The organism is Pseudomonas sp. CCNWLW23 (assembly GCF_037095675.1).
Taxonomy (GTDB): Bacteria; Pseudomonadota; Gammaproteobacteria; order Pseudomonadales; family Pseudomonadaceae; genus Aquipseudomonas; species Aquipseudomonas atacamensis.
In genome coordinates, this window is sequence record NZ_JBAWKM010000022.1 from 53,138 (window position 1) to 71,396 (window position 18,259).

Sequence of the window (18,259 nt, forward strand, 5' to 3'; positions counted from 1 at the left end):
CGCAGATGCGGTCAAGATTCAACGTCAGCCATTCAATCATCAGGAGTCATTCCATGGCCAAAATCAGTGTTGAGCGCGCCCATACCCTGGGCAAGGACGCCGCCCGGGACAAGGCCGACAAACTGGCCAAAAAGCTCAACGAACAATACGGCCTTGAGCCGCAGTGGTCGGGCGACACCCTGAACCTCAAGCGCTCCGGCGTGAAAGGTGAAGTGCACGTGGCGGACGATTCGATCAGGGTCGACGTCGAACTGGGCCTGATGATGTCGGCCATGAGCGGCATGATCAAAGCCGAGATCGAGAAGGCGTTGGATAAAGCCCTGGCCTGATTCAGGTTGAAATCCAATCCCCTGTGGGAGCGAGCCTGCTCGCGAAAGCGGTGTATCAGTTGACTGAAATGTTGGCTGATATGACGCATTCGCGAGCAGGCTCGCTCCCACATTTGTTTAGAGTTGCTCCCGCTGGTTAGGGTGCCCTTTCTAATTTTTCTCCCTACTTTGTGCCTGAGCCCGACACTCGTCCGGCAGTTCCTCACACCTTCTGCGCGTGAGGTGCACCATGGCCAAAGTCATTTTGAAGAAAAAAATCGACGCTCCGACTTCCACTCTGAGCGACGTCAAATCCTATGCCCGCAAGATCTGGCTGGCAGGCCTGGGCGCCTACACCAAGGTTGGCCAGGAGGGCAGCGAGTACTTTCAAGAACTCGTCGCCGCCGGTCAAACCGTTGAAAAGAAAGGCAAAAAAGCCGTCAGTGAAAAACTCCTCGCGGCCAACGCCGAGATCGATGACGCGGCCACTCAGGTCAGCTCGTTCAAGGGTCGCGTTGAAGTTCAGCTCGACAAGGTTGAGAAGGCCTTCGACAACCGTGTGGCCAGCGCCTTGAATCGGATCGGCATTCCGTCTAAACATGACGTTGAGGCACTCTCTGCTAAGCTCGATGAGCTGACGGCATTGCTCGAACGCGTCGCGCGAAAATCTTAAGGAGAACGGGATGGCTGGCAAAAAGAACACCGATAAAGAAAGCAGCTCGTGGGTCGGGAAGGTCGAGTCCTACTCCCGCAAAATCTGGCTGGCTGGTTTAGGCGTGTACTCGAAGATCGACACTGACGGCAGCAAACTCTTCGATGCATTGGTCAAAGACGGCGAGAAAGCCGAGAAGCTCACCAAGACTGCCGTCGGCAAGAAAGTCGAGGACTCGACCTCTTCGGCCAAGTCGCGCATCAGCGGCGTGAAAGACCGCGCCATGGGCAAGTGGGACGAGCTGGAAGGCGCGTTCGACAAGCGCCTGAACAGCGCGATTTCGCGCCTGGGAGTGCCGAGCCGCAATGAGGTCAAGGCGCTCAACGCCAAGGTCGATACGCTGACCAAGCAGATCGAAAAACTCACCGGTCTGAAAGCTCAGCCTGTGGCGGCAAAAACCGCTGCGGCGAAACCTGCCACTAAAACTGCAGCGGCCAAACCTGCGGCGAAAACCGCAGCCAAGCCACTGACCAAAGCAGCGGCGAAACCTGCTGCAAAAGCTGCGGCCAAAACGGCAGCCGCCAAGCCTGCGGCCAAAGCGGCAGCCAAACCTGTTGCCGCCAAGGCCGCTGCCAAAGCGGCAGCAAAACCTGCGGCTAAAGCTGCAGCGAAACCAGCGGCCAAGCCAGCAGCGAAAACTGCTACCGCCAAACCCGCTGCGAAGCCTGCGGCCAAACCGGCTGCGGCGAAAAAGCCTGCAGTGAAAAAACCGGCCGCGCCGAAAGCCGCTGCGCCGAAACCGGCCGCCGCACCATCGACTGCTCCAACAGCTCCGGCCAACGCGGCAAACTCCGCTGCGGCGCCTACGGCAGCCGCTACTCCGACTGCAGCATCGACACCGTCGACGCCATCCAGTCAGTCCTGATTTCAGGGCAAATCAAAAACGCCCGGCCTGTGAAGGTCGGGCGTTTTTGTTTGTGCATTCCAAGCGGCCCCTCACCCCAGCCCTCTCCCCAAGGAGAGGGAGCCGACCGAGGTCTCCTGCGTCATACGTCGACCTGAACAAATCGAGTCGATTATCGATTCAAAGAAGCTCGCTCAGGTCGGCGTAGCTAGCGAACATCCCCCAATCAGTCCCCTCTCCCTCCGGGAGAGGGTTAGGGTGAGGGGCTTTTCGGGTCAGTCGTGATCCTCAAGGTATTGCAGCGCCATCCGCTCTGTCGCCACCTTCACTGGCGGCAGCAAATGCGGCGCCACCAGCATCATGATCTGATAAACCACCAACCGGACCTCTCCCTCACGATCAAGAATCCGCTGGTAATCCAGCGAGAACAGCAGCGTCATGGTCACCTGCTCGACCAATTGCCCCAGCGCCTGAGTATCGCTGACCAGTTGCCCCGAAGCCTTCAATCGCGCCAGCAACGACGCCAGCGTGCGCTTCAGCGCATTGAGCAGATTGCGAATTCCCTTGGCCAGTTTCGGCAAGCGGCCGGCGAGGTTCGACAGGTCCTGGAACAGGAACCGGTATTGCGCCAGGCGCTCGACGATCAAATGCAGAAACAGCCAGTAATCCTCCGGTGCAAGCTCCACGTCCGGCGGCGGGTCGAGTAGGGGTGCGAGTTCGTGCTGGAAGCGTTCGAACAGACCGAGAATCAGCGGTTCCTTGCCGTGGAAGTGGTAGTAGAGATTGCCCGGGCTGATCCCCATTTCGTTGGCCACCTCCATGGTGGAAACGTTCGGCTCACCCTTTTCGTTGAACAGTTGCAGTGCACATTCGAGAATCCGGTCGCGGGTTTTCATCCAGTCTTCTTAGAAAATTTCGGTTGAGCGTCAGCGCACATGCACATAGGTGCCGGGTGCCGCTTCCATCGGTGGATAGTTCGGGTTACCCAGTGTTGTGCGGGTCTCGTTAAGGGCGCCGGAGCGCTGCGCGACCCATTCCAGCCACTGCGGCCACCAGCTGCCGTCGACGTGTTTGGCATCGTAGTACCAGGCACGCGGGTCACTGCTCAGTTTGGCGTTTTCGACGTAGGCAGCTTTCGGGTTGCTCGGCGGGTTGAGGATGCTCTGCACGTGGCCGCTGTTGGACAGCACGAAACGTCGCTCGCCACCGAGCAGCAGGGTCGAGCGATACACCGCGTCCCATGGCGTGATGTGGTCGTTCATGCCGGCGACGCTGAAGCTGTCGACATTGACCTTCTGCAGATCGATCGGCGTACCGCACACCTCGAGACCGCCAGCGTGGATCAGCGGGTTGTGCTTGAAGAAGTCCAGCAGATCGCCGTGCAGCGCCGCCGGCAGGCGGGTGTTGTCGTTGTTCCAGTAGAGAATGTCGAAAGCGGGCGGCTCCTTGCCCAGCAAGTAGTTGTTGACGAAATAGCTCCAGATCAAATCGTTGGGGCGCATCCAGGCGAAGACTTTGGCCATGTCGCGACCATCGAGCACGCCTCGCTGGTACGAGCGACGCTTGGCCGCTTCCAGTGTTTGCTCATCGGCGAACAGCGTGGCCGGGGTTTCGATCTGGCTGTCGAGGAGACTGACCAGGTACGTCGCGCTGGCGACCCGGCGCAGTTGCCGTTTGGCCTGCAAATGCCCTTGCAGGGCGGCGATGGTCAGGCCGCCGGCGCAGGCGCCCATCAGGTTCACTTCACGCGCGCCGGTAATCGCCCGGCAGATGTTCATCGCTTCTTCGACCGCTTCGACGTAACTCGACAGGCCCCATTCGCGATGGCGCACATCAGGATTGCGCCAACTGATCATGAAGGTCTGCAGGCTGTTTTTCAGGGCGTACTGGACGAAGCTGTTCTGCGGGCTCAGGTCGAAGATGTAGTACTTGTTGATTTGCGGCGGCACCACCAGCAGCGGCTTGGCGTACTGCTTTTCGCTCATCGATTTGTACTGGATCAGCTCGAACATTTCATTGCGAAAGACCACCGATCCGCTGGTGGTCGCTACGGTTTTGCCGACCTCGAACGCCTGCTTGGTCACTTGCCGTGGCAGGCCGTCGTTGTGCAACAGATCATCGAACAGATGGCTCAGGCCACGCACCAGACTCTGCCCGCCGGAATTGAACAACTCCTTGACCGCCAGCGGGTTGAGCAGAGTGTTGGACGGCGCTACGGCGTCATTGAGCAGAGTGAAAGCGAAGTGCGCACGGGCACGATCTTCAGGGCTCATGTCGCCTTCATCGATCCAGCTCTTGACCTGTTTCTGCCAGGCCAGATACGCCTGCAGGCTGCGCCGGTAGAACGGATTGAGGCTCCACGCCGGATCGGCGAAGCGGCTGTCTTGCGGGTTGGTCGGGTGCAGGGTTTCGCCGAGCAGCACGCGCCCCAACTGTCCGCCAAGCTTCAGCGCATGCTTTGCGCTGTGCAACGGATTGCGCAAGCCGTGGGCGGCGACGCTGCGCAGTGTCGACAGCAGATCCCTGCCACGCAGACCGGCGATCGCACTTTGGGCGTTGATAAACACGGCGGGGCTGGGCACCACGCCCGTCGCTGGTTTTTCGCGCATGACTCAACACTCCTTCGTCTTCAGGGCAAAAACACACTCACCGAACCAGAACACCATAGACGCTGTTGCCGGTTGCTGCCTGCGCGGCGTCCTGCCGCGCGCTTGATTTGAAAAGTGCTGCATAAAGCAGGCCGCCGCGATCAGCCGCCGAGCGGCGTCGGATGCGGGTGCATGACTGCGCGCAGACGCTCCTCTTCGAGAAACTTCATGATGATCGGCGCCACCGCTTCGGCGCGGGTAATCAGGAACAGATGGCCGTCATCGATGATGTGCAACTGCGCATTGGGAATGCGCCAGGCGAGCATGCGCATGTTGATCAGCGGAATCAGCGGATCGTCATCGCCGGCCAGCACCAGCGTCGGCTGATGGATCTTGTGCAGCCAGTGGATGCTGGTCCAGCCGAGGCCGGCGAACAGTTGCCAGTAGTAACCGAGCTTGCCCGCCGAGCGCACTTTCGCCGCATGGCTGGCAGCCAGCGTCGAGTCGCGGCGGAACGAGCCGCCGTAGATCATCGGCGCGATGCGGATCACATGGGATGGCTGAATGTAGCGGCGCGGACTGGCCATCATCCACAGCACTTTCGGTTTGCCGGGGACCATCACCGCACCGGCCGCGGTCGCCGCCAGCACCAGTTTCTTGCAGCGCTCGGGGTAGTCGTAGGCAAACTGCTGCGCCAGGGCGCCGCCCCACGACACGCCGATCACATTGACCTGACCGTAGTCGAGATAGTCGAGCATCCGCGCCGTCAGTTTGGCCAGGCCGGGGAAGCGATACGGTCGGTTCGGCGTCGACGAGCCGCCGACCCCGGGCACGTCGAAGGCGATCACTTCCAGGTCCGGGTCGAGCGCCGCGACAAACGGGAACACCAGCTCCAGGTTGGCGCCGATGCCGTTGAAAATCAGCAGAGGCGTCAAATGAGGCTTGCCGGGACGCACCGCCGTGCGGAGGGTCTGGCCATCCAGATCGACGGTGCGGAATATGAACGGTTGCGGCATGCGTGAGGCCCTGTAGATTTCAAGTCCACCCGTATTCCTGTAGGAGTGGGCCTTGTGGTGAGGGGATTTATCCCCGTTGGGTTGCGAAGCGACCCCGAATCCTGAAACCACGATTTGTCAGACTGATCGCGGCTAGTCGATTCACGACTGCTTCGCAGCCGAACGGGGATAAATCCCCTCGCCACAAGGCCCTCTCCCACAATGGGTGGTGTCAGTTACCGTTCGTGAACATAAGTGCCCGGCGAAGCCTCGCCTGCCGGGTACGCTTTGTTGCCCAGTTTCGTCGGGGCCTTTTTCAGGTTGCCCGAGCGTTCGGCCAGCCATGCCTGCCAGTACAGCCACCAGGAATCGGTGTGCTTGGTCGAGTTTTCCTGCCAGTCATCGGCGGTCGGCGCCATCTCTTCGCCGGTCATGTAGCGCGACTTCGGATTTCCCGGCGGGTTGAGGATGCTCTGGATATGGCCGCTGCTCGACAGCACGAATTCAACTTTGCCGCCGAACAGCTGCGCCGACTTGTAGCAGGACTTCCACGGCGTGATGTGATCGTTGGTGCCGGCCAGCGAGAAGATGTCGGCAGTCACCTGTTTGAGGTCGATCGGCGTGCCGCACACTTCCAGTGCATTGGGGCGGATCAGTGGATTGTTTTTGAACATCTCGATCAGGTCGCCGTGGAACGCAGCGGGCAGGCGAGTGGTGTCGTTGTTCCAGAACAGGATGTCGAACACCGGCGGCTCGTTGCCGAGCAGGTAGTTGTTGACCCAGTAGTTCCAGATCAGATCGTTGGGGCGCATCCAGGCGAAGACCTTGGCCATGTCTTTGCCTTCGAGCACGCCGGCCTGGTAGGAGTGGCGCTTGGCGGTCTCCAGGGTCTGCTCGTCGACGAACAGGGCGACGTCGCTGTCCAGGGTGGTGTCGAGCACGCTGACCAGCAGGGTGAGGGCGTTGACCTTGTTCTCGCCGAGCGCGGCGTAGTGGCCGAGCAGGGCGGTGCAGGTAATGCCGCCGGAGCAGGCGCCGAGCATGTTCACATCTTTGCTGCCGGTGATCGCGGTGACTACGTCGACGGCTTCTTTCAGCGCTTCGATGTAGGTCGACAGGCCCCACTCGCGCTGGGCCTTGGTCGGGTTGCGCCAGCTGATGATGAAGGTCGGCACATTGTTGCGCAGGCAGAAGCGCGCCAGGCTCTTGTCCGGGCTCAAGTCGAAAACGTAGAACTTGTTGATCTGCGGCGGCACTACCAGCAGCGGGCGCTCGTGGACCTGTTCGGTGATCGGCCGGTACTGGATCAGCTCCAGCACATCATTGCGGAACACCACAGCACCTTCGGTGACGCCGAGGCTCTTGCCGACTTCAAACGCGCCCATGTTGACCTGGCTCGGCATGCCGCCGTTGTGCACCAGATCCTTGGCCAGATGCGAGAGGCCATCGAGCAGGCTCTTGCCGCCGGTTTCGAAGAAGCGTTTGACCGCCGCCGGGTTGGCCGCCGTGTTGGTCGGCGCCATGGCTTCGGTCATCAGGTTGATGACGAAATGGCCGCGAGCGATGTCTTTGGGGGACAGGCTGCTGTCATCAATCCAGGCATGCAGTTCCTTGCGCCAGGCCAGGTAGGTTTGCAGATAACGTTTGTATAGCGGGTTCTGGCTCCACGCCGGGTCGGCAAAGCGGCGGTCATCACCGGCCGGTTGCAGCGCGGATTTACCCAGCAGCACGTTTTTCAGTTCGAGCCCGAAATGGGTCACGTGCCTGACGCTGTGAATCGGTTGTCTGATGGCCTGTTTCAGCACCATTCGAGCAGAGGCCAGCAGATCCTTTCCGCGCAGCCCGACGACGGGGTTAAGCCCCAGAGTGTTTTCCGAGGCTTGGTACTTCAGGTCATCGTTATTCTTGTCACTCATCTACGACGCTCCATTGTCCTGAGACGAGTACCCGGTTTCACGCTGTCGCTTCCACAGCCAATGCCGGGTACTACTGCTCGGGTGACCGTTGATTCTGCATAGCTGCTTTACAGTCGTAGAGCACTGCAGGGAACTTGCCAGCTCCATTGGTTACCCGAGTTTAATTTTTTTCGCAAGCGGCCGATCCGGGGCCGTATGCGCGGAGCATTCAAACAGATGAAGTTAGAAAATGCCCTCTAAAGAGCAAGAGCCACGGCCTAGAGCATCAGCTTGACGAACGACTCGTTCGGATCGCGGGATTTTCCGGCAGCGCGCAGCTCGGCAAGATAATCGTCCCAGAGTTCGTTCTGGCGCTTGCCGAGTTCGTAGAGGTATTCCCAAGTGAACAGGCCGCTGTCGTGACCGTCGTCGAAGGTCAGTTTCAGTGCATAGTTGCCAGCCGGTTCCAGCTTGCTCAGACCCACGTTGAGCTTGCCGAATTGCAGGATCGGTTTGCCGTGGCCCTGGACCTCGGCGGAGGGAGAGTGCACGCGCAGAAACTCGGCGGGCAGAGTGTATTCCTCGCCGGACGCGTAAGTGAGCGTCAGGGTTTTCGAGGCTTTGTGCAGTTTGATGTCGGTGGGAATCATGAAAAACAGCCTTCAGCTGCAAGCTACAAGTTGCAAGCTTAACTCAGCTTGCCGCTTGTAGCTTGTAGCTTGCCGCTCTACAGAATGTAGCGGGACAGATCTTCGTTCTGCGCCAATTCGCCGAGGTGGCTGTTGACGTAGTCGGCGTCGATCAGAATCGCCTTGTCATCGTGGGCGCTGGCCAGGTCGCCGGCGCTGAACGACACCTCTTCGAGCAGGCGCTCAAGCAGGGTGTGCAGGCGACGGGCACCGATGTTCTCGGTCTTCTCGTTGACCTGCCAGGCGATCTCCGCCAGACGCTTGATGCCCTCGGGCTGGAACTGGATGTTCAGGCCTTCGGTTTTCAGCAGCGCGCAGTATTGCTCGGTGAGCGAGGCGTGCGGTTCGCTGAGGATGCGCTCGAAGTCTTCCGGGCTCAGCGCCTTGAGCTCGACGCGGATCGGCAGACGGCCTTGCAGCTCCGGCACCAGATCGCTTGGCTTGCTCAGGTGGAACGCACCGGAAGCGATGAACAGGATGTGGTCAGTCTTGACCATGCCCAGCTTGGTGTTGACGGTGCAGCCCTCGATCAGCGGCAGCAGGTCGCGCTGTACGCCTTCGCGGGAAACATCGGCGCCGCCGACATTGCCGCGCTTGGCGACCTTGTCGATCTCGTCGATGAAGACGATACCGTGCTGTTCGACCGCTTCCAGCGCCTTGGCCTTCAGTTCTTCTTCGTTGACCAGACGCCCGGCTTCTTCATCGCGTACCAGCTTCAGCGCTTCCTTGACCTTCAGCTTGCGCGACTTCTTCTTGCCCTTGCCCATGTTGGCAAACAGCGATTGCAGCTGGTTGGTCATCTCTTCCATGCCTGGCGGCGTGGCGATTTCGATGCCGGAGACTTCGGCGACTTCGATCTCGATTTCCTTGTCGTCCAACTGACCTTCGCGCAGGCGCTTGCGGAACAGCTGACGCGTATTGGAATCGGAGCTCGGCGCTTCTTCGTTGCTGAAACCCATGCGTGCCGGCGGCAGCAACGCGTCGAGGATGCGATCTTCGGCGGCGTCTTCGGCGCGGTGGCGTACGCGGGTCATTTCCTGTTCGCGGAGCATCTTGATAGCGGCATCGGCCAGATCACGGATGATCGACTCGACGTCACGGCCGACATAACCGACTTCGGTGAATTTGGTCGCTTCGACCTTGATGAACGGCGCATTGGCCAGTTTCGCCAGGCGACGGGCGATCTCGGTTTTACCGACACCGGTCGGGCCGATCATCAGGATGTTCTTCGGGGTCACCTCAACGCGCAGCTCTTCAGGCAGCTGCATGCGGCGCCAGCGGTTGCGCAGGGCAATCGCGACGGCGCGCTTGGCATCGTCCTGGCCGATGATATGGCGGTTGAGTTCGTGGACGATTTCGCGGGGAGTCATGGACATAGTAATTGACGGTCCTCAAGCAGAAACAAGCCGTGGCACATGGGCCGCAACAGGCTTATTCAGCGAGATCCTGCTCCTCAATGGTCTGGGTGTGGTTGGTGAATACGCAGATGTCGCCAGCGATGCCGAGAGCGGTTTCGACGATCTCGCGCGCCGACAGGTCGGTCTTTTTCAGCAGGGCGCTGGCGGCGGCTTGCGCGTAGGCGCCGCCGGAACCCATGGCGATCAGGCCATCTTCGGGTTCGACCACGTCACCGTTGCCGGTGATGATCAGCGAGGCGTCCTTGTTGGCGACCGCGAGCATCGCTTCGAGGCGGCTCAGGGAGCGGTCGGTGCGCCATTCCTTGGCGAGTTCGACGGCGGCGCGGATCAGGTGACCCTGATGTTTTTCGAGCTGGCCTTCGAAACGTTCGAACAGGGTGAAGGCGTCGGCGGTGGCACCGGCGAAACCGGCGATGACCTGGCCGTGGTACAGGCGACGGACCTTTTTGGCGTTGCCTTTCATCACGGTGTTGCCGAGAGAAACCTGGCCGTCGCCGCCCATGACGACTTTGCCGTGGCGGCGGACTGAAACGATGGTGGTCAAGGGAAGAGTCTCCACGCAGCGGGGCGAAAATGCCTTATGCCCATTCATATGGGGGTGCTGGAGGGGATTTCAACCGGTAGGGGCGATGGGAGACGAATGGTGTGTGTGATGACTGTGGCGAGGGGATTTATCCCCGTTCGGCTGCGAAGCAGTCGCGAAACCATCATTTGCGGTATGCCTGCTGCACCGCAATGGCTGGTTTCAGGGCTGCTCCGCAGCCAAACGGGGATAAATCCCCTCGCCACAAAGTTTGAAGGTCACCTGCAAGTTGCAGCTGACCTCTGAGAGCCTTAGCGGCTCTGGCGTTGTTGTAACAGCAGGTTGCTGAAGCCGGCGCCAGCCAGTTGTTTCTGCGCCGTGGTCAGTTGTTCACGGTTGCTGAACGGGCCGACCAAGACGCGGTACCAGGTTTCATCCTTGACCGTGCCGGACTCCACCGCGACGGCTTGGCCGAGCAGAATGATCTGCGCACGCACCTTGTCAGCATCGGTTTCCTTGCGGAACGAACCGGCCTGGAGGAAGAACTTGGTCACTGGCGCGGCCTTGCTCACGGGTGGCGCCGGCGGCGGCGTGATCCCGGCCAGAGCCGCTTGAGCCCGTGCGGTGTCGATCTTCGCCGCTTCGGCCGGGGTTACCGGCGTGGTCGGGATGGCCGGCACTTGCGGCGTCGGCAGGGTCTTCTCCGGTACCGCGTCCGGCGGCACGATCACTTCCGACTCCGGCAGCAAGGTGTAGAAGTCGTACTTCGGCTTCACCGGTTGCGTCGGGCTCGGCGGGGTCTTGTTGGCCTCGGCGATCTTCGACGCTTTCTGCTGCTGTTCGACTTTCTCGCGCTTGACCGTGTCGCTGCCCTTGCCCGGTTCCAGTTTCATCAGAAACACGATGAACGCGCCGACGGTCAGGCCGATGGCCATCCACAGCCAGCCCGGAATCGGTTGTTTCGCCGGGGCCTGATAGCGGCTGGCGCCGCGTTTGGGTGCAGGTTTTTTCTTGGCAGCCAACTTACATACGCTCCAGAGTTTCCAGACCCAACAGCTCCAGGCCTTGCTTGAGGGTGCGACCGGTCAGTGCGGCCAGACGCAGACGGCTCTGCATCTGCGCCGGGGTGTCGGCGGCGAGGATCGGGCAGTTCTCGTAGAAGCTGGAGAACAGGCCGGCGACGTCGTACAGGTAGGTGCAGAGAATGTGCGGCGTGCCTTTTTCAGCGACGTTGTTCAACACTTCGCCGAACTGCGCCAGCTTCGCCGCCAGCTCCTGCTCGTGCGCCGCTTCGAGGACGATCTGGCCGTCGACTTCGCTGAAGTCCTTGCCCAGTTTGCGGAACACACCGGCCACGCGGGTGTAGGCGTAAAGCAGGTATGGCGCGGTGTTGCCTTCGAAGTTGAGCATCAGGTCGAAGTTGAAGCTGTAGTCGCTGGTGCGATGCTTGGACAGGTCGGCGTATTTCACCGCGCCGATGCCGACGACCTTGGCGATGTTGCGCAACTCGTCTTCGGCCAGGGTCGGGTTCTTCTCTTTCACCAGACTGTAGGCGCGTTCCTGGGCTTCGGTCAGCAGGTCGATCAGCTTCACGGTGCCGCCATCACGGGTCTTGAACGGGCGGCCATCGGCGCCGTTCATGGTGCCGAACCCCATGTGCTCCATTTCCATCGGATGGGTGACGAAACCGGCCTTGCGCGCCACCGCGAAGACCTGCTGAAAGTGCAGGGCCTGGCGCTGGTCGACGAAATACAACGCGCGATCAGCCTTGAGCTTGCCGCTGCGGTAGCGCACGGCCGCCAGGTCAGTGGTGGCGTACAGGTAACCGCCATCGGCCTTGACGATGATCACCGGCAGCGGATCGCCATCGGCGTTCTTGAACTCGTCGAGGAACACGCACTGGGCGCCGTTGCTCTCGACCAGCATGCCGGCAGCCTTGAGGTCGTTGACCACATTGATCAGGTCATCGTTATAGGCGCTTTCGCCCATGACGTCGGCCATGGTCAGTTTGACGTTGAGCAGTTCGTAGATCTTCTGGCAGTGCGACAGCGAGATGTCCTTGAACTTGGTCCACAGCGCCAGGCATTCGGCATCGCCAGCCTGCAACTTGACCACCAGGCCACGGGCGCGGTCGGCGAATTCTTCGGACTCGTCGAAACGCTGCTTGGCCGCACGGTAGAAGTTTTCCAGGTCGGACAGCTCGTCGCTGGTGATCGGGTTTTCCTGCAGATAAGCCATCAGCATGCCGAACTGAGTGCCCCAGTCGCCGACGTGATTCTGGCGGATCACCTCGTCGCCGAGGAACTCAAGCACCCGGGCCACGCCGTCGCCGATGATGGTCGAGCGCAAGTGGCCGACGTGCATCTCTTTGGCCAGGTTCGGCGCGGACAGATCGACCACGGTGCGCTGCGCCGGGCCGGCCTTGCGCACGCCGACATGGGCGTCGGCCAGCGCGGCGTCGAGGCGCGAGGCCAGGGCCTGGGTGTTCTGGAAGAAATTGATGAAGCCCGGGCCGGCGATTTCGGCCTTGGTGACGTTCTCGTCAGCGGGCAGGGCGGCGATGATTTTCTCCGCCAGATCGCGCGGCTTCATGCCGGCAGGCTTGGCCAGCATCATGGCGATATTGCTGGCGAAGTCGCCGTGGGTCTTGTCGCGGGCGTTCTCCACCTGGATCGCCGGCGTCAGGCCTTCAGGCAACACACCTTCGTTGACGAGTTGGGTGAGGGCTTGCTGGATCAGCTGGCGAATGGTGTCTTTCATGGTCTTCTCTTTCGACCGCAAGCGCGGCGGGCGCATCGATGCGCGGGTGGAAAAACTGGGCATTATCCGTTGCGAAGACGGGCTTGCCAACCTTAGCAGGCAGGATGTGGATATGTGGTGACAAAAAGTCCGCTTTCGCGAGCAGGCTCGCTCCCACAAGGTTTTGCGCAGGACCCACAAGGTATGTACGGCGCTGATCCACTGTGGGAGCGAGCCTGCTCGCGAAAGCGATCTTCAGCTCAATACAGATCCACCGGATCAACATCCAGCGACCAGCGCACCGCCCGCCCGCTCGGCATCTGCTCCAGCATCAGCATCCAGCTGGCCAATAAGCGATGCAACGGTGCCCGCGCGGTCGCCTGCAACAACAGCTGCGCGCGATAACGCCCGGCACGGCGCTCCATCGGTGCCGGCACCGGCCCGAGCAGCTCGATGCCGCTCAGATTCAATTCGGCCAGCAGGCGTTCGGCCTCGCTGCACGCTTCATCGAGAAAACCTTCCGCCTGCCCCGGCTTGTGCGCTTCGGCACGCAACAGTGCCAGATGGGCGAACGGCGGTAATCCGGCCGCGCGGCGTTCGCTCAGGGCTTGTTCGGCGAAGGCGAAATAACCCTGCTCGGTCAGTTGCACCAATAAAGGATGGTCGGCCAAATGCGTCTGGATGATCACCTTGCCCGGCTCTTCAGCCCGCCCGGCACGCCCGGCGACCTGGACGATCAACTGCGCCATGCGCTCGCTGGCGCGGAAGTCGCCGGAAAACAGACCACCGTCGGCATCCAGGATTGATACCAGCGTCACCCTTGGGAAATGGTGCCCTTTGGCCAACATCTGCGTGCCGACCAGAATGCACGGCTGACCCTTTTGAATCGTCGCAAACAGCTGATTCATCGCGTCCTTGCGCGATGTACTGTCGCGATCGACGCGCAGTACCGGGTAATCCGGGAACAGAATCGCCAGACGCTCTTCGGCGCGTTCGGTGCCGGCGCCGACCGGGCGCAGATCGACCTTGCTGCACTTCGGGCACTGGCGTGGCGTGCGCTCAACGTTGCCGCAATGATGGCAGCGCAACTCGCCGTAACGCTGGTGCACGGTCATGCGCGCATCGCAGCGCGAGCATTCGGACATCCAGCCGCAATCGTGGCAGAGCAAGGTAGGGGCAAAGCCGCGCCGGTTGAGGAACACCAGCACCTGCTGGCCGTTGGCGAGGGTCTGGCCGATGGCTTGCTGCATCGGCCCGGAAATACCACTGTCGAGCGGACGGCTTTTGACGTCCAGACGCAGGAAGCGCGGTTGCTTGGCGCCGCCGGCGCGCTCGTTCAGGCGCAGCAGGCCGTAGCGTCCGGTGTAGGCGTTGTGCAGACTTTCCAGCGAGGGCGTGGCGGAGCCGAGCACGATCGGGATGTTTTCCTGCCGCGCGCGCACCAGCGCCAGATCGCGAGCGTGGTAGCGCAGACCTTCCTGCTGTTTATAGGAGCCGTCGTGTTCTTCATCGATGATGATCAGCCCGGGATTTTTCATCGGCGTGAACAGGGCCGAACGGGTGCCGATAATAATGTCGGCCTCGCCATCACGGGCGGCGAGCCAGGCTTCCAGGCGTTCGCGATCATTTACCGCCGAGTGCAGCAGGGCGATCCGCGCGTTGAAGCGCTGTTCGAAACGCGCCAGGGTCTGCGGGCCGAGGTTGATCTCCGGAATCAGTACCAGGGCCTGTTTGCCGGCTTCGAGGGTCTCGCGAATCAGTTGCAGATAGACTTCGGTCTTGCCGCTGCCAGTGACACCAGCCAGGAGAAAAGCGTGGTAACTGTCGAAGCCGGCGCGAATCGCTTCATACGCCGCGCGCTGTTCGCTATTGAGCGGCAGCTCCGGTTGCGCCAGCCAGTGTTCATGGCGAACGCCGGGGGCGTGGCGGCGGATTTCGACCTGCACCAGCCCCTTGGCCAGCAGCAGATCGAGGCTGTCCTTGCTCAGCATCAGTTTGCTCAACAACTGATGGGCGACGCCGTGGGGGTGCTGGGCCAGCGTGGTCAGCGCCTCGCGCTGGCGTGGCGCGCGGGCCACTCGCGGGTCGTCAACGCTGGCGCCCGGAGCAATCGACCAGAAGCGTTCCTGCCGGGCCTCGGCCAGCTCGCCCTGACGCAGCAGCACCGGCAAGGCCCAGTTCAAGGTGTCGCCGAGGCTGTGCTGGTAATACTGCGCGGTCCACAGGCACAGCTTGAACAGCGCTGGCGGCAGTGGCGAAGTCGTATCGAGGAGGGCCAGCGCCGGCTTGAGTTTTTCTGCCGGCACTTCGCTGGTGTCGGTGACCTCGACCAGAATCCCGATCATCTCGCGCCGACCGAACGGCACCCGCAGGCGCATGCCCGGCTGCAATTGCTCGCGCCGCACCCCGGCCGGCGCCCGGTAATCGAACAGGCGGCGCAGAGGCGAAGGCAGAGCAAGGCGCAGAATGGCGTCGGGCACGCGGGGGGATCTCGATACGCAAAATGATCGGATATGCATGACCTGTGGCAGCGAACCTGCTCGCGAAGGCGGTGGGTCAGGCAACACATGTGTCGACTGACCTGGCGTCTTCGCGAGCAGGCTCGCTCCCACAGGGAAGTGCGTTCAAGGCCGGGAGCCTAGCAGACGGTCGGTCTCGGTGACAGCTTGCGCGATTGAAAAGGTCTGGTAGAATCCGCGGCCTAATTACGTGCGGTATTCAACAATAGTGTTGGGTGGCGGCACGCTAGCCTGAGGAAGACACCATGAAAGCCGAAATCCATCCGAACTACCCGGAAATCGCTGTTACCTGCAGCTGCGGTAACAAGTTCGAAACTCGTTCGACCTACGGCAAAGCCCTGGCGATCGACGTTTGCAACGAATGCCACCCGTTCTACACCGGTAAGCAGAAGACTCTGGACACCGGCGGCCGTGTGCAGAAGTTCGCAGACCGTTTCGCTACTTTCGGCGTCGGCAAAAAAGCCTGAGGCTGATCATTTTGGAAGGTCGTTTCGACTTCTCCAGACTGATGAAAAAGGCGTCCCTTGCGGGCGCCTTTTTTGTGTCTGCGATTTGGCTGTCCGCCGCCCAGGCCTTTTGTCCGGCACCCGCAGGTCTGGCCAGCGTTTCCGTGCAGCGGGTGGTCGATGGCGACACCCTGCGCCTGAGCGACGGGCGCAATGTGCGCATGATCGGCCTCAATACGCCGGAGCTGGGCAAGCAGGGCCGCAGCGACGAACCCTTCGCCGTGGCAGCGCGCAAACGCCTGCAAGCGCTGGTCGATGACAGCGGCGGCCGGGTCGGTCTGCGACCCGGCAAGCAGGCGAAAGACCATTACGGCCGTACGCTGGCGCATGTTTACAGCGTCAGCGGAGTCAATCTCGAAGCGCAGATGCTTGCTGATGGTCTTGGTTTTCACGTTGCGGTGGCGCCGAACGTCGATCTGATCGCCTGCCAACAGGCCGCCGAACGCAGCGCGCGACAGGCTGGACTTGGTCTCTGGCGGCAATCGCCGGTGCAGAAAGCGCAGCAGATCCAGCGTTCGGGCTTTGCCGTAGTCAGCGGTCGGGTGAGCAAGGTGCTGCGCAATCGCGGCGGAATCTGGATCGAGTTGCAAGACACGCTTGTATTGCGGGTTGCACCCAATCTGCTCGGACAATTTGACAGTGCTGGTTTGCAAGCATTGAAAGGCAGGCAGATCGAGGCGCGTGGCTGGGTGGTTGACCGATCCCGGCGCGGTGGTCTGCAAAAAGGTCAGGCGCGCTGGTTGCTGCCGTTGACCGATCCTTCGATGCTGCACGTACCGCGCTGAAGAAAAATTGTAGACATTTTTCTGATTGATTGTGAACAGTCCAGCCCTTGTACGCCGTGGCTCTTGGCCCAAAGTCGTAGGGCAGGGCGCTTGACAGCGGTGACTGCCCAGTCTTGTGGGGACTTTGCGAGGCGCGTATCCTCGCTGACCAGTCTGTCCAACAGTAAAAAAGCGGAATGCCAAAATGTCTGATCTGAAAACTGCCGCTCTCGAATACCACGCCAATCCTCGTCCGGGGAAGCTGAGTGTCGAGCTCACCAAGGCCACTGCTACCGCCCGCGACCTGTCGCTGGCCTACAGCCCCGGCGTAGCTGAACCAGTACGCGAGATCGCTCGCGATCCTGAACTGGCCTACAAATACACCGGCAAGGGCAACCTGGTGGCAGTCATTTCCGACGGCACCGCGATTCTCGGCCTGGGCAACCTCGGCCCACTGGCTTCCAAGCCTGTAATGGAAGGCAAGGGCGTACTGTTCAAGCGTTTCGCCGGCATCGACGTATTCGACATCGAAGTCGACTCGGAAAGCCCGCAAGCCTTCATCGACACCGTCAAGCGCATCTCCATCACCTTCGGTGGCATCAACCTGGAAGACATCAAGGCGCCTGAGTGCTTTGAGATCGAACGCGCTCTGATCGAGCAGTGCGATATTCCGGTGTTCCACGATGACCAGCACGGCACCGCGATCGTGACCGCTGCCGGTATGATCAACGCCCTGGAAATCGCTGGCAAAACCCTGCCGGAAGCGAAGATTGTCTGCCTCGGCGCCGGTGCTGCCGCCATCTCCTGCATGAAACTGCTGGTGAGCATGGGCGCTCGCATCGAAAACATCTTCATGGTTGACCGTACCGGCGTGATCCACTCCGGCCGTGACGACCTGAACCAGTACAAAGCCGTGTTCGCCCACGCTACCGAGAAGCGCACCCTGGCAGACGCACTGGCAGGCGCTGACGTATTCGTCGGTCTGTCCGGTCCGAACCTGCTGAGCGCCGAAGGCCTGCTGTCGATGGCGGCCAACCCGATCGTCTTCGCCTGCTCCAACCCGGATCCGGAAATCTCCCCGGAACTGGCGCACGCCACCCGTAGCGACGTGATCATGGCCACCGGCCGTTCGGACTACCCGAACCAGGTCAACAACGTGCTGGGCTTCCCTTTCATCTTCCGTGGTGCCTTGGACGTTCGCGCCAAGCGCATCAACGAAGAAATGAAAGTCGCCGCCGCCAACGCCCTGCGCGAACTGGCCAAACTGCCTGTTCCACAGGACGTGTGCGATGCCTACGGCGGTGCTCCGCTGGAATTCGGCCGTGAGTACATCATTCCGAAACCAATGGACAAGCGCCTGATCACCCTGATCTCCGACGCCGTGGCCAAAGCGGCGATCGAGACCGGTGTGGCAACTCTGCCGTATCCGAAGAACTACCCGCTGAAAAGCGTGGATGACGTGTTCAACGGCTAAGCCGTTGTAGCGCTTCAAACAAAAGCCCCGGCTCGCGAGAGTCGGGGTTTTTTTTGTTTTCGGGAGTTCTCAGGATCGCATTTCATATCGACAAGGACCCTCACCCTAGCCCTCTCCCAGAGGGAGAGGGGATTGACCGAGGTGTTCGACGCCCTTCATCGACCTGAGAGAGTGGTGTCGATTATGGATTCGGCACAACACTTTCAGGTCGATGTAGCTCCCCAAGCATCCCCCGATCAGTCCCCTCTCCCTCCGGGAGAGGGTTAGGGTGAGGGGCTCTTGATC

At 61.0% G+C, this 18,259-nt stretch carries 17 protein-coding genes; 7 read left to right on the forward strand and 10 right to left on the reverse strand.

What is annotated here, in order from left to right; translation table 11 throughout:
* The first annotated feature begins 53 nt into the window (after window positions 1–53).
* The 3 genes from V8J63_RS23225 to V8J63_RS23235 all read left to right on the forward strand — a co-directional run bounded on the left by V8J63_RS23225 (window position 54) and on the right by V8J63_RS23235 (window position 1,885).
* The gene (locus tag V8J63_RS23225) at window positions 54–329 is read left to right on the forward strand and encodes a polyhydroxyalkanoic acid system family protein (protein ID WP_130887646.1); all 276 of its coding nucleotides are present in this window, start codon (window positions 54–56) and stop codon (window positions 327–329) included.
* 229 nt (window positions 330–558) lie between these two features.
* A complete protein-coding gene (locus V8J63_RS23230; RefSeq protein ID WP_016772067.1) occupies window positions 559–981 on the forward strand; it encodes a phasin family protein in 423 nt (140 codons plus the stop codon).
* Window positions 982–991: 10 nt separating this feature from the next.
* Entirely contained in the window at window positions 992–1,885 is an 894-nt protein-coding gene (locus tag V8J63_RS23235) for a phasin family protein (RefSeq protein WP_125925766.1), read from the forward strand.
* 254 nt (window positions 1,886–2,139) lie between these two features.
* Here the strand turns inward: V8J63_RS23235 and V8J63_RS23240 are convergent, their stop codons facing one another.
* From V8J63_RS23240 to argS, 9 genes are all read right to left on the reverse strand, one after another.
* Entirely contained in the window at window positions 2,140–2,760 is a 621-nt protein-coding gene (locus V8J63_RS23240) for a TetR/AcrR family transcriptional regulator (RefSeq protein ID WP_024011259.1), read from the reverse strand.
* A 30-nt stretch (window positions 2,761–2,790) separates the two neighbouring features.
* On the reverse strand, window positions 2,791–4,473 hold the full coding sequence (phaC, locus tag V8J63_RS23245; RefSeq protein ID WP_258717412.1) for a class II poly(R)-hydroxyalkanoic acid synthase: 1,683 nt from the start codon (window positions 4,471–4,473) through the stop codon (window positions 2,791–2,793).
* Window positions 4,474–4,613: 140 nt separating this feature from the next.
* Window positions 4,614–5,468 (reverse strand): poly(3-hydroxyalkanoate) depolymerase, encoded by an 855-nt coding sequence (gene phaZ / locus V8J63_RS23250; protein ID WP_336464679.1) that lies wholly within the window; start codon window positions 5,466–5,468, stop codon window positions 4,614–4,616.
* Window positions 5,469–5,683: 215 nt separating this feature from the next.
* Complete coding sequence (phaC, locus tag V8J63_RS23255) at window positions 5,684–7,363, reverse strand: class II poly(R)-hydroxyalkanoic acid synthase (protein WP_071174139.1); 1,680 nt, start codon at window positions 7,361–7,363, stop codon at window positions 5,684–5,686.
* 257 nt (window positions 7,364–7,620) lie between these two features.
* Window positions 7,621–7,992, reverse strand: a complete 372-nt coding sequence (locus V8J63_RS23260) for a gamma-butyrobetaine hydroxylase-like domain-containing protein (RefSeq protein WP_016772061.1) — start codon at window positions 7,990–7,992, stop codon at window positions 7,621–7,623.
* A gap of 77 nt (window positions 7,993–8,069) precedes the next feature.
* Window positions 8,070–9,407, reverse strand: coding sequence for an ATP-dependent protease ATPase subunit HslU (hslU, locus tag V8J63_RS23265; RefSeq protein WP_016772060.1), 1,338 nt, complete (start codon window positions 9,405–9,407; stop codon window positions 8,070–8,072).
* A 55-nt stretch (window positions 9,408–9,462) separates the two neighbouring features.
* The gene (gene hslV, locus V8J63_RS23270) at window positions 9,463–9,993 is read right to left on the reverse strand and encodes an ATP-dependent protease subunit HslV (RefSeq protein WP_007968352.1); all 531 of its coding nucleotides are present in this window, start codon (window positions 9,991–9,993) and stop codon (window positions 9,463–9,465) included.
* 290 nt (window positions 9,994–10,283) lie between these two features.
* Window positions 10,284–10,994 carry an SPOR domain-containing protein gene (locus V8J63_RS23275; protein WP_016772059.1) on the reverse strand — a complete coding sequence of 237 codons (711 nt, stop codon included), beginning with the start codon at window positions 10,992–10,994 and terminating at the stop codon, window positions 10,284–10,286.
* 1 nt (window position 10,995) lies between these two features.
* Window positions 10,996–12,732 carry an arginine--tRNA ligase gene (gene argS, locus V8J63_RS23280; RefSeq protein WP_125925764.1) on the reverse strand — a complete coding sequence of 579 codons (1,737 nt, stop codon included), beginning with the start codon at window positions 12,730–12,732 and terminating at the stop codon, window positions 10,996–10,998.
* Between argS and V8J63_RS23285 the strand changes: the two genes are divergently transcribed.
* Window positions 12,731–12,853 (forward strand): hypothetical protein, encoded by a 123-nt coding sequence (locus V8J63_RS23285; RefSeq protein WP_016772057.1) that lies wholly within the window; start codon window positions 12,731–12,733, stop codon window positions 12,851–12,853. The genes argS and V8J63_RS23285 overlap by 2 nt on opposite strands.
* A 118-nt stretch (window positions 12,854–12,971) precedes the next feature.
* On the opposite strand, the gene V8J63_RS23290 is transcribed toward V8J63_RS23285, so the two are convergent.
* Complete coding sequence (locus tag V8J63_RS23290; RefSeq protein ID WP_130887648.1) at window positions 12,972–15,191, reverse strand: primosomal protein N'; 2,220 nt, start codon at window positions 15,189–15,191, stop codon at window positions 12,972–12,974.
* A gap of 284 nt (window positions 15,192–15,475) precedes the next feature.
* Here V8J63_RS23290 and rpmE point away from each other — a divergent pair, with 284 nt between their 5' ends.
* From rpmE to V8J63_RS23305, 3 genes are all read left to right on the forward strand, one after another.
* Window positions 15,476–15,697: a 50S ribosomal protein L31 gene (gene rpmE / locus V8J63_RS23295; protein ID WP_016772055.1), complete on the forward strand. Its 222-nt coding sequence runs from the start codon at window positions 15,476–15,478 to the stop codon at window positions 15,695–15,697.
* A gap of 41 nt (window positions 15,698–15,738) precedes the next feature.
* A complete protein-coding gene (locus tag V8J63_RS23300) occupies window positions 15,739–16,521 on the forward strand; it encodes a thermonuclease family protein (RefSeq protein WP_130902986.1) in 783 nt (260 codons plus the stop codon).
* Window positions 16,522–16,705: 184 nt separating this feature from the next.
* A complete protein-coding gene (locus tag V8J63_RS23305; RefSeq protein ID WP_016772053.1) occupies window positions 16,706–17,974 on the forward strand; it encodes a malic enzyme-like NAD(P)-binding protein in 1,269 nt (422 codons plus the stop codon).
* Window positions 17,975–18,259: the final 285 nt, after the last annotated feature.